This window comes from Caulobacter sp. D5 (assembly GCF_003185805.1).
Taxonomy (GTDB): domain Bacteria; phylum Pseudomonadota; class Alphaproteobacteria; order Caulobacterales; family Caulobacteraceae; genus Caulobacter.
In genome coordinates this window covers 1-11,385 of record NZ_QHJY01000130.1, presented here as the reverse complement: position 1 = coordinate 11,385, position 11,385 = coordinate 1, and the positions used below count along the sequence as shown (strand labels likewise).

Below are 11,385 nucleotides of genomic sequence, written 5' to 3'. Positions count from 1 at the left end.
CGGCGGCCCAGGCGGCGGTGCCGCCGTCGAGCACCCGCACCGGCTGGTCGGCGATGTCCTCCAGCTCCGGCGCGGCCAGGCGGGCCAGCACGCCGTCGGGCGAGGTCAGGACGATCGGCTTGCCTTCTGGCGCGCGCTCCAGGGCCTCGGCCAGCTGGGCGCGGATGGCGAACCAGGCGCCGGGCACGTGGCCCTTGCGGTGGGCGGGGCTGGGCGCGAGGTCCAGCACCACGACGCTGTCTTCGGCCAGGGCTTCGGAGAGGGCGCGCGGCAGGATGGTCTCGACCACCGGCAGGTGCGGGGGCTCCGAAGGCTTCCAGGCGCCGGTGGCCAGCTCGCCCTCGAAGCCGTCCTCCAGCACGTAGGTCTCCCAGCCCAGCTGAGCCAGCCACGAGGCCGTCATGTCGGCGCGGGGACCCAGGTCGTCAGCCAGCACGATGCGGCCGCCGCGCACGGGGGCGAAGACGTCGGTCTCCTGCACCAGCTGGCCGCCCGGCGCGCTGCGGAAGCCGGGCAGGTGGCCCTTGGCGTACTCGTCGGGCGTGCGCACGTCGAAGCGATAGAGGGTGCGCTTGCGGTCGGTGGCGAGGTCGGCCAGCCCCTCGGCGTCGATGCGGCGCACGCCGGCGCGATAGGCCACGTCGCGCGCCTTGGCGCGGGCCTCTTCCAGGGTCTGGGTCGAGACGTCGGGGAACTTGCGGCTCTGGCCGTGCTCCAGGCTCTGCTGGGCCAGGGTCCAGCCGATCGTGCCGTTGCGCAGGGCGAAGACCGGGTTGGGCACCCCGGCGTTGACCAGCGATTGGGCGCCGATCAGGCTGCGGGTGCGGCCCGCGCAGTTGACGATGATGGTGGTGGCGGGATCCGGCGCCAGCTCCCTGGCGCGCAGCACCAGCTCGGCGCCCGGGGTGCTGACGCCGCCCGGGATGCTCATCACCGCGTATTCCTCGAACCGGCGGGCGTCGAGGATCACCTGGTCGGCCTTGGCGTCGATGCGGGCCTGCACCTCCTGGGCGGGCAGGGACGGGGTGTGGCGGCGCGCCTCGACCAGTTCGCCGAACGCCTTGCTGTAGGAATTGACGTCCTGGAAGAGCTCGTAGCCGGCGTCGGTCCAGCCCTGCAGCCCGCCCTTCAGCGCCTGGACGTTGGTGTAGCCGAGCGCCGCAAGCCGCTTGCCGGCCGGCGAGACCAGGCCCTCGCCGTTGTCGTAGAGCACGATCCGCGTCTCCTTGCGGGGCACGCGGTCGAGGATCTCGATCTCCAGCCGGCTGAGCGGCAGCTGCGAGGCGAACAGAGGGTGGGCCTTGGCGAAGGGATCTTCCTCGCGCAGGTCCAGAAGGGCGATCTCACGGCGGGCGATCAGGTCCTGGCGGACTTCGCGGGGCGTGACGACGGGCAGGGTCATGGCGCGGCCTCGGCGGGGACCGGCTTGGAGCGGTCCCACAGGTTGGGGAGGGTGTCGTTGGAGTAGCCGGAGACGAAGGGCTTGCTCCGTCCGTCGGCGTCGTAGGTCGAGCGGCGCACCGCTCCGATATTGGCCCCGTAGACGTGGATGCTGATCGAGGGCCTGTCGTCGAAGGCGTTGGTGACCCGGTGCACGTCACCGACCGTCGGCGAGACCGCTTCGACCTCGCCGCGCTCCAGCCGATGGACCGGCCCGTGCGGGACCAGGGCGGCGCCGTCGCGGTGGTAGGCTTGCGACAGCTCGGCGCCGCGCAGCACGCCCACCAGGCCCCAAACCGTGTGGTCGTGGACCGGCGTCGCCTGGCCCGGCCCCCAGACGAAGCTGACCACGCTGAACCGCTCGCGGCTGTCGCAATGCAGCAGGTACTGCTGATAGCGGGCCGGGTTCGGCGCGGCGTAGGCGTCCGGCAACCAGTCGTCCGTGGCTATCAGGGCGGCCAGCAGGCCGCCCCCCTCGCGCAGGATTTCGGCCTCGTCCGAGGTGCGGTCGAGCAGGGCGCCGAGGTCTCCGACGAAGCTGGCCAGGCGGGTGAGGTTGGGCGCGCCGGTCATCGGATCACAGCGCGTACTTCAGCGTGACCAGCCAGGTCCGCGGATCGGGATAATTCTTGTAATAGACCCCGGTGGCCGGCGTGTAGGTCGAGGTCACCGGCTTGTCGCTGTCGAGCAGGTTGCGGCCCGACAGCTGCACGGCCCACTGCGGGTTGGGCGCGGTCCAGGTGATCGTGCCATTGAGGAAGCCCTGGGCGGGCGCCTCGTCCTGCGGGCGTTGCAGGGCGCTGAAATAGGTCTTGGTCTGCCACTGGGCGTTCAGGTTGGCGCGGATCGAGCCAGGAACCTGGACCGGCACGTCCCAGGTCACCCCGCCCGACAGGCTCCAGCGCGGCGAGTTCAGCAGGCGGTGGCCGTCGGCGTTCACGCCCACGCCGCCAGCATTCTTGTAGGTGTCGTAGACGGCGTACGGCCAGCCGACCGAGCCCTGAAGGCTGAGCCGCTCGGTGGCGCGCACGTCGGTCTCCAGCTCGACGCCGTAGGTGTGCGCCTCGCCGGCGTTGCCGCGGATCGAATTGCCCGGATAGGCCGGGTCGCTGTAGCTGACCTGCAGGTTCTCATAGTCGTTGTAGAAAGCCGCCAGGTTCACCCGCGCGCGGCGGTCGAACAGCTCGGTCTTCAGGCCGGTCTCGTAGGTGTTGACGTCTTCCGGCGCGAAGGGGCGGGTGGCCAGGTCCAGGCGCGTGGCCCGGTTGTCGAAGCCGCCCGACTTGAAGCCCTTGGAATAGGTCGCGTACTGCAGGACGGCCGGCGTCCACTGGTACTGCACCGACAGCTTCGGGGTGATCGCCGAGAAGGTCTTGTCGGCCGTGCCGGCGATCGACTGGCCGGTGACCTGGCCGGCCAGGTTCAGCACCTTGTTGTCGAAGGTGAATTCCTTCTCCTCGTTGGTCCAGCGCAGGCCGCCGGTGACGCTGAGGCGGTCTGTCACCGCATAGGTCGCCTCGCCGAACAGGGCGTAGGCGTCGGTGTTGGTGATGTTGTGGGCGCGGGCGAAGCCGTAATTGCTGGGCGTGGTCACCGGGTCGGTGACCGTCGCGGTCCGGCGGCTGTAGCCGTCGCGCTGCACGAAGAACCGCTCATGCAGGTAAAAGAGGCCGCTGGTGAAGGTCAGCTTGCCGAAGTCGCCGTTCAGCTGGATTTCCTGGGTGGCGTACTGGTCGTTGTAGTGGATCAGGTTCTTCTGGATCAGCGCCGCCTGGCCGTCGTTGTCGTAATAGACCGGGTTCAGGTTGAAGCCGCCGTAGGCCGTGATCGACTTGAGCTTCAGATGGTCGCTCAGGGCGTACTGGACGCGGATCGAGCCGCTGATCTGGTCGAGGTCCTGCTTGGGCTCGACTTCCGAGTAGGAATAGCGGTTGTTGAATTCGCCGTTCGGCTGGGTGACCGGCACGTAGCTGCGGCTGTCGCTGCGGTCGCGCAGGGCGTTCAGCGTGAACAGCACGTCCAGCTTTTCGGTCGGCGTCCAGCGCAGCTTGGCGCGGTAGGCGTCGAGATCGATGCGGTTGACGTCGTGGTTCAGCGTCGGGTCGAAGGTCACCCCGTCGCGCTTGTGGTGGATGTAGGAGAAGCTGCCCGACAGCTTGTCGTCGACGATCGGTCCCTCGACCAGGGCGCGGACGTCGACGGCGCCGTAGCTGCCCAGGCCCACCTCGGCCTTGGCGCGGAACTCCTGGCCGGGATCGCGGGTGATGATGCGCAGGGCGCCGGCGCTGGAGTTGCGGCCGTAGAGCGTGCCCTGCGGACCGCGCAGCACCTCGATGCGCTCCAGGTCGTTGAACTCGACCATCGAGCCGATCTGGCGGGGGATGTAGACGTCGTCGACATAGACGGCCAGCACCGGCTCCTGGATCGGGTCGGCCTCGCCGACGCCCCGCAGGGCGTAGGTCTGGGTGGTGTGGCTGATGGTGACGCGGCTGATGCTGAAGTTCGGGATCTGGCCCGACAGGTCGCGGATGCTGTCGACCTTGCGGTCGGCCAGCACCTGCGAGCCGAAGGCCGAGATGGCGATCGCGGTCTTCTGCAGGTCGGTGGCGCGGCGCTCGGCGGTGACGATCACCTGCTCGACGGCGGGGGAGGCCGCATCGTCAGCATTGATGGTCGGCGCCGGCTCGGCCGCCAATGCCCCGCCGGCGACAGCGAGGCCAGAAGTGAAGGCGAGAAGTTGAAGCTTAAAGTTTCGCACGAATTTATCCCCGACTTGTTCGGTGGGGATTTGTCGTCGCGCCGCCTCTCATCTCAACGAATATAAAATGATCGAGCGGATAGCTCTGCTCATATCGTCCGAGGTCATCGGATATATTTGTAGAACTCGACATTACTTGAGGAACGATGAGAGCCGGTCATCCCACAGCGGCCGCACGTCGACGGCTCCGGGGATGATCTTGGCGGCGGCGAAGGTGTCGGCCACGGCCTGTTCGGAGGCGATGGCCGCCTCGCTGATCGGTTCGAGGATGTAGGGCGAGGAGCGCTCCTTGAACTCCTGGGCGTAGTAGGCCGCCTTGACCCCCGTCGCCTGTTCCCGCACCCGGGCCCAGCGCTCGCCGTCGGCGTTGATCCAGTCGAAAACCTTCTTGTAGCGCGAGACGTAGTCGCCGATGGCCTGCAGCCGCAGCGGATCGTCCAGCGCCTCCTTGGCCGCCGTGATCAGGTAGTTGCCCGACAGGATCCCCAGCGCCGTGCGCAGCACCCGCGCCCCGGCCTCGCGCGCCTGGTAGACGATGACGCCGTAGATCACCCAGGCGTCCAGCGCCCCGCTCTGGAAGGCCGCAAGACCGTCCTGCGGGCTCAGCGCCACCGGCTGGATGTCGCTCCAGGAAAGACCCGCCTCCTGCAACAGGCGCAGCAGGATGTAGTGCGAGGTCGTGGCCTTCACATAGCCGATGCGCTTGCCCTTCAGGTCCTTGAAGTCCCGGGCCGGCGAGCCCTTCGGCACGAGCAGCACCTGGTTGTTCACGTCGCCCTTCAGCACGCCGACGATGCGCACCTGGTTGCCCGGCTGGGCGGCGACGAAGATCGGCGGGATCTCGCTCATGCCGCCGAAGTCCAGCGCCCGGGCGTTGATCGCCTCGGCGATCAGGTTGCCGCCGGCGAACTGGGTGCGGGCCAGCTTGTAGGGCGGGTCGGCGATGCCGGCCTCGCCGAAGAAGCTCTCGGGATTGCCGCGATAGGTGGCCACCCTCAGCGTCAGGTCCGCCAGCGAGCCGGCCTTGTCCCCGCCCTTCGGAGAGCAGGCCGCCAGGTTGACAGTAGTGAGGCCGGCCAGCGACAGGCCCGCGATCGAAAGGCCGCCCGACATCAGGTCGCGGCGGGACAGGGAGATGCCGGTCATCAGTCGAACAGGTCCGGCTCTTCTTCGGTGACGATGTCCCAATAGGGCTGGAACGACCACAGGCCGCCCAGTTCGGTGCCGACCTGGCCGGCGGTGTGCTTGGCGACCTCCGGCGGCATCGGCTTGGTCGGGCCGGCGGCCTCGGCCAGCAGCTGGGCCTGGCAGGCGTTTTCGAGCGCCAGGTAGCGCCAGACGGCGGCCTCCACCGACTGGCCGACGGTGAGGATTCCGTGGTTCTGCAGGATCACCGCCTTCTTGGGGCCCAGCGCCTTGGCGATCTTCTGGCCCTCGCTGGTGTCCAGCACCACGCCCGAGAATTCCTCGAACAGGGCGTGGTCGTCATAGAAGGCCGCCGAGTCCTGGGTCAGCGGATCCAGCAGCCGCCCCAGCGCCGACCAGGCCTTGCCGTACAGCGAGTGCGAGTGGGCCGCGGCGATCACGTCGGGCCGGGCCTCGTGCAGCTGCGAGTGGATGGCGAAGGCGGCGCGGTTCAGGCGGGCCGGGGCCTTGGCCGGCGGCTGCACGATCTCGCCGGCATGGCTGACCAGCATCAGGTCCGAAACCTTGATGCGCGAGAAGTGCACGCCCAGCGGATTGACCCAGAAGTGGTCGGTCAGTTCGGGGTCGCGGGCGGTGATGTGCCCGGCGCCGCCCATGTCGAAGCCGTAGCGGCCGAACAGTCGATAGCCGGCGGCCAGGCGCTGCTTGCGATAGAGCCGCTCCAGCTCGATCGTCGGCTGCTGCGGGATCTCTTTCGAGCCGAACGGCGGCAGCACGCTCTCGATCTTCGCAGGGTGCGGGCCGGAAGCGGTGAAGCTGCGGGCGGCGGGGATCGCGGTCATCGCGAAGGGTCCTTGTTGTCAGTAGCCGCGCGACAGGTCGACGACGTCGGCCAGGGGCGCGCCGGCGCGGAAGCGGGCGAGGTTCTGGGCGAAGCTGGTCGCCAGGTTGATGCGGGTGTCGGGCGTGTGCACCGAGGTGTGGGGCGAGAGCCGAACCTTCGGATGGCCGTAGAAGGGGTGGCCGTCGGTCAGGGGCTCGGGGAAGGTGACGTCCAGGCTGGCGCGCGACACCCGGCCGTCGTCCAGCGCCGCCAGCAGGGCGTCGTCGTCAATCAGCGCGCCGCGAGCGATGTTGATCAGGTGCAGGCCAGGCTTGGCGGCGGCCAGCACCTCGCGGCCGATCAGGCGCTCGGTCTGCGGTGTGGCCGGGGCGGCCAGCACCACGTGGTCGCTGCGGGCGAACAGGGTCTTCAGGTCCGCCACGCGCTCGACGCCGGCCACCGGGATCGGCTTGTCCGAGCGGCGGGTGGCGATGACGTTCAGGCCCAGGGCCTGGGCGCGCGGGGCCAGGGCCTCGCCGATGGCGCCGAAGCCGACCAAGCCCAGGGTCGTGCCCGAGATCAGCTTCAGCGGCTGCGGCGCCCAGCGTTCGGCCTTGTCGATCCAGATCTCCGGCAGGCGCTTGGCCTCGGCCAGGATCGCCGCCAGGGCGAATTCGGCCAGGGCGACGGCGGAAGAGCCGCGCGCCGAGGTCACCACCGGACCGTCGAACAGCCAGTCCGGATAGAAGTCGATGCCCACCGACACCAGCTGCACCCAGCGCACGTCGAAGGGCCAGCCGGGCGGCGCCTTGGCTGGCAGCACGCCGCCGGCCTTGCGGAACGGCGCGGCCACCAGGACCTTGGCCTCGCGTGGCAGGGGCGTGGTCAGGCCCGGCGGGACCGGCACGATCTCCGCGTCCGCCGCGTGCTGGGCGAAGACGGTGTTGAACACCTCGGGCAGCTGGCTGGCGACGATGAGGCGGCTCATGCCTGGGCCTCCCGGCTCGCGAAGGCCGCCTTGCCGGCGCCGGTCAGCACCACGTCGGCCTGGGGCGTGTGCACCCGGCCGCACAGCACGTCGCGGTGATGGCGCTCCAGCGGGTTGGCGCGGGTCAGGCCGGGGTTGCCGGTCAGCTTCAGGGCCTTCTCGACAACGGTGATGGCGTTCTCGGTGACCAGGTGCTTGACCAGACCGCTCTCGCTCGCCGCCGTGTCGCCCTTCGCGGCGCTGTCCAGCAGCACGCGGTTGGCGAAGAGCAGGCTGTCGATCTCGCCCAGGGCTTCCTGGAAGCGGGGCAGGGTCGAGAGGCTGGCGCCCAGGTTGGCCGGCTTGCGGGCGATCAGGAAGTCGGCCAGCCAGTCGCGGGCGGCGCGCGCCACGGAATCGTAGATCGCCGCCGTCAGCACCGACGACCAGGTCCCGAACACCGGCGAGTAGGGCGGCGGGGCGCCCGGGGGCTGCGGATCCAGGGCGTGGTCCAGCGGAACCAGCACGTCCTCGAAGATCACGTCGTGGCTGGCGCTGGCGCGCAGACCCAGGTGATCCCAGGTCTCTTCGATGATCACGCCAGGACTGTCGGCGCGCACCAGCCAGCCGCCGACCAAAGGTTCGGCGTCGTCGCTGCGGGCCCAGACCACGAACCAGGGCAGGGCGCTCGAGCCGGTGGAGTAGATCTTGCGGCCGCTGATCCGCCAGCCTTCCGGCGTGCGGCGGGCGATGGTGGCCGGCAGGCCGCCGCGGGCGGGGGTGCCGAGATCGGGCTCGACGCGCAGGGCGTTGATCAGGGCGCCGTGCTCGATCGCGTCGCCGATCACGCGCTGCTTCAGGTGCTCGGGCCAGCCCGAGCGGCCCTCGACCGAGGCGTGGAACAGGTACTGCATGACCAGAACGAGGGCCGTGGCCGGCTCGCCCCGGGCGACGGCGGAAACCACCTTCAGCGCGGTGGGCAGATCGCTTTCCAGCCCGCCCAGACGCGCCGGGGCGGTCAGGGCCAGCAGCCCCGCCTCATGCAGGGCCTGGAAGTTGGCGAACGGAAAGCTGGCCTCGCGGTCGTGGCGGCCGGCGGTGGCGGCGAAGGCCTGCGTCAGGCGCGGCAGCACCGTGTCGAGGTCGGGCAGGTGCGGCGCGGGATCCAGCTTGCGTGCGGCGGCGGTGCTCACTGCACGGCCTCGCCGGTCGGGAAGGCGATCAGGGCGCCTTCGTGAGAGGCGGGGGCCTCGACGCCCAGGTGACCGAGCAGGCGGCGGCGGATGGCCTGGAAACGGGCGTCCGGCGCGCGCGGGCGCTCCAGGGCGATGTGCTCCTCGGCGGCGATCCGGCCCTTGTTCAGCACCAGCACGCGGTCGGCCAGCGAGATGGCCTCGTCGACATCGTGGGTGACCAGCAGGACGGCGGGCCTGTGCTCGTTCCAGAGGTTCAGCACCAGGTCGTGCATCTTCAGCCGGGTCAGGGCGTCGAGGGCCGCGAACGGCTCGTCGAGCAGCAGCAGACCCGGCTCGCGTACGAGGGCGCGGGCCAGGGCCGTGCGCTGGGCCTCGCCGCCGGAGAGGGTGGAGGGCCACGCGTCGAGGCGATGGCCGAGGCCGACTTCCTTCAGCGCGGCTTCGGCGCGCGCCCGGACGTCTTTATCTTTCAGACCCAGCGCGACGTTGCGCCAGACCTTCTTCCACGGCAGCAGGCGGGCGTCCTGGAACACCACGGCGCGCGTGCTCGGCGTCGTGACGTCCTGGTCGCCGACGGGATCGAGTCCGGCCAGGGTGCGCAGCAGGGTGGTCTTGCCCGAGCCGCTGGCGCCCAGCAGGGCGACGAACTCGCCCGGAGCGATCGAGAGGTCCAGGCCGTCGATGACCCGGTTCTCGCCGAACTGGCGGACGAAGCCGTTCAGCTTCACGGCGGGGGCGATCGACGGCGAGGCCGAGGGCGCTACGGCCGGGACGGCGGCGGTGTCGAAGGCGCGGCGGCGGATACGCGGCTGGACCATGGTCATTGCTCCACGAGGCTGGGGCGCCAGGCCAGAGCGCGGCGCTCCAGCGTGCGAACGAGGGCGTCGGCGCCAAGGCCGAGCAGGGCGTAGACGAGCAGGCAGACGACGATGATGTCGGTGCGCATGAAGTCGCGGGCGTTGTTGATCAGGTGGCCAAGGCCGGCCTGGGCGTTGATCTGCTCGGCCACCACCAGCACCAGCACCGAGACGCCCAGGGCGTAGCGCAGGCCGACGAAGAACGAGGGCAGGGCGCCGGGCAGGATCACCTCGCGCACCAGGCTCCAGCCCGATAGGCCAAAGCTGCGGGCGGCCTCGACCAGCCGCACGTCGATGCCGCGCACCCCGGCGAAGAGGTTCAGATAGATCGGGAAGGTCGTCGCCACGGCGATCAGGGCGATCTTCGGCGTCTCGCCGATGCCGAACCAGACGATGAACAATGGGGTCAGGGCCAGGGACGGGATGGTCCGCTTGATCTGCATCAGCGGGTCGACGACGGTCTCGCCCCAGCGCGACAGGCCGGCCAGCAGGCCCAGACTCACGGCGACGGCCAGGGCGATCGCCAGGCCGGCCGCGGCGCGGGCCAGCGACACCAGCAGGTTGGCGGGAAGCTCGCCCGAAACCGTCAGCGCCCAGAAGGTTTCAGCCACCGTCGAGGGCGCGGCCAGCACCCGTTCGGGGATCAGGCCGAAGCGCGAACCCAATTCCCACAAGGCCAGAAGCACGACCGGAGATAGCCAGCGCGCCCGGGAGAGGCGAGGCCATCGCCACCCCTTGGGGAATGGTCTCGCTAGAGAAATTCTATCGGCGGTCGCCAAAGACATCGGGTCGCTTCCATCGCTGTGACCGTTGCGGCGGGGGCGCCGTTGCTTCACAGAGATGGACGCTGAATTCCTACTCGATCAATAGACTTATCCTCAGGGGTCTTATTAGAGTTCCTCAACGGGGTCAGACGGGACGCCAGATGCCGACCAACCTTCCGACCGAACTTCTCCGCAGCTTCGTGGCCATCGTCGACAGCGGGTCGATGCTGCGCGCCACCGAGCGTGTCTTCGTCACCCAGTCGGCCCTCAGCCTGCAGATGAAGCGGCTGGAGGAGACCGTGCTGACGCCGCTGTTCCACCGCGAGGGGCGGCGGCTGTCGCTGACCCCGGCCGGCCAGACCCTGCTGGGCCACGCCCGTGACATCCTCGCCCTCAACGACCGCGCCGTGGTCGCCCTGACCGGCGACGCGCTGGCCGGGCCGGCGCGGGTGGGGCTGGTGCAGGACTTCGCCGAGACCCTGCTGTCGGGCGTCCTGGCCCGCTTCGCCCAGCTCAATCCCGACACCCAGCTGCAGGTGCGGGTCGCCGGCTCGCCGGAGCTGCTGGAGCTGCTGCGCAGCGACCGCCTGGACGTCATCCTGTGCATGGGCGCCTACGACGATCCGGCCGCCGCCCGCACCGTGCCGATGGTCTGGCACGGCGAGCCCGACCTCGCCCAGCAGGAGGTGCTGCCGCTGGCGATCCTGGAGGCCCCGTGCCGGTTCCGCGACGCGGCCCTGGCGGCGCTGGAGCGGGAAGGGCGCTCGTATCGCGTGGCCCTGGAGACGCCGAGCCTGTCAGCCCTGCGCGCCGCGGTGCAGTCGGGACTGGCGGTGACCTGCCGCACCAGCCTCTTCCGCCCCGAGGCCCAGCCCATCGCCGAGGGGGCTTTACCGAGCCTGCCGAAAGTGGCCTATGTTCGTCGGACAGGCCCCGCGCCGCACCCGTCGATCGCCAAGCTCTCGGAGCTGATCCACACCGCGGCCCTGGAGCTCTGAGACGCTTTCCGAAAGCCTCGGGCGCACATTAATCATTTTCAGAAAAGATTAACCGCGAACCTTGGTTCTTCGTTAGCGGCCTCCTGCGAAAACCCTCCCATCAAGTTTTCGCCAGGAGGGATGGGCGGCTATGAAATTCTCGATCGCTTTCGCAGCGGCTATGGCCGGCAGCTTCTTCGTCGCTTCGGCTGCTTCGGCCGCCGGTGGTTTCGAAGACCAGATGGGCCGCTGCCTGCAGCAGTTCGCCAACACCAGGGACGCCGCTCAGGTGATGCTCGAGTGCACCGCCGACGCCGGCAAGCTCTCGGGCTGCAAGGTCGTCGACAACAGCGCGGCCGGCAAGGGCTTCGATAAGGCGGCCATGTGCATCGCCGAGAAGCTGCCGATGGGCGCCAAGACCGGCACCGTGAAGGTTCCGTTCCGCTTCCCGGGCGGC

General features: G+C 69.8%; 11 protein-coding genes. 2 read left to right on the top strand and 9 right to left on the bottom strand.

Annotated elements, in window-relative coordinates:
- From DMC18_RS09670 to DMC18_RS09630, 9 genes are all read right to left on the bottom strand, one after another.
- Positions 1 to 1,402 (bottom strand): rhodanese-like domain-containing protein (locus DMC18_RS09670; RefSeq protein ID WP_110132894.1); only part of this gene is annotated, 1,402 nt, incomplete at its 3' end.
- Positions 1,399 to 2,013 (bottom strand): cysteine dioxygenase, encoded by a 615-nt coding sequence (locus DMC18_RS09665; RefSeq protein WP_110118924.1) that lies wholly within the window; start codon positions 2,011 to 2,013, stop codon positions 1,399 to 1,401. The genes DMC18_RS09665 and DMC18_RS09670, both read right to left, overlap by 4 nt.
- A 4-nt stretch (positions 2,014 to 2,017) precedes the next feature.
- The gene (locus DMC18_RS09660) at positions 2,018 to 4,198 is read right to left on the bottom strand and encodes a TonB-dependent receptor (protein ID WP_110132893.1); all 2,181 of its coding nucleotides are present in this window, start codon (positions 4,196 to 4,198) and stop codon (positions 2,018 to 2,020) included.
- A 132-nt stretch (positions 4,199 to 4,330) separates the two neighbouring features.
- Positions 4,331 to 5,344: an ABC transporter substrate-binding protein gene (locus tag DMC18_RS09655; RefSeq protein ID WP_110118926.1), complete on the bottom strand. Its 1,014-nt coding sequence runs from the start codon at positions 5,342 to 5,344 to the stop codon at positions 4,331 to 4,333.
- Positions 5,344 to 6,186, bottom strand: coding sequence for a class II aldolase/adducin family protein (locus tag DMC18_RS09650; RefSeq protein WP_110118927.1), 843 nt, complete (start codon positions 6,184 to 6,186; stop codon positions 5,344 to 5,346). The genes DMC18_RS09655 and DMC18_RS09650 overlap by 1 nt, the downstream gene beginning before the upstream one ends.
- An 18-nt stretch (positions 6,187 to 6,204) precedes the next feature.
- The gene (locus tag DMC18_RS09645; RefSeq protein WP_110118928.1) at positions 6,205 to 7,155 is read right to left on the bottom strand and encodes a D-isomer specific 2-hydroxyacid dehydrogenase family protein; all 951 of its coding nucleotides are present in this window, start codon (positions 7,153 to 7,155) and stop codon (positions 6,205 to 6,207) included.
- Complete coding sequence (locus tag DMC18_RS09640) at positions 7,152 to 8,327, bottom strand: acyl-CoA dehydrogenase family protein (RefSeq protein ID WP_110132892.1); 1,176 nt, start codon at positions 8,325 to 8,327, stop codon at positions 7,152 to 7,154. Before DMC18_RS09640 ends, DMC18_RS09645 begins: the two co-directional genes overlap by 4 nt.
- Positions 8,324 to 9,154 carry an ABC transporter ATP-binding protein gene (locus tag DMC18_RS09635; RefSeq protein ID WP_370444003.1) on the bottom strand — a complete coding sequence of 277 codons (831 nt, stop codon included), beginning with the start codon at positions 9,152 to 9,154 and terminating at the stop codon, positions 8,324 to 8,326. The genes DMC18_RS09640 and DMC18_RS09635 overlap by 4 nt, the downstream gene beginning before the upstream one ends.
- Positions 9,151 to 9,873 (bottom strand): ABC transporter permease subunit, encoded by a 723-nt coding sequence (locus DMC18_RS09630; RefSeq protein WP_233245196.1) that lies wholly within the window; start codon positions 9,871 to 9,873, stop codon positions 9,151 to 9,153. Before DMC18_RS09630 ends, DMC18_RS09635 begins: the two co-directional genes overlap by 4 nt.
- Positions 9,874 to 10,112: 239 nt before the next feature.
- On the opposite strand from DMC18_RS09630, the gene DMC18_RS09625 reads away from it, so the two are divergent.
- Positions 10,113 to 10,949, top strand: coding sequence for a LysR substrate-binding domain-containing protein (locus tag DMC18_RS09625; RefSeq protein ID WP_110118932.1), 837 nt, complete (start codon positions 10,113 to 10,115; stop codon positions 10,947 to 10,949).
- Positions 10,950 to 11,079: 130 nt separating this feature from the next.
- Positions 11,080 to 11,385, top strand: a 306-nt coding sequence (locus tag DMC18_RS09620; RefSeq protein ID WP_110132895.1) for a hypothetical protein, incomplete at its 3' end; no start/stop codon positions are given.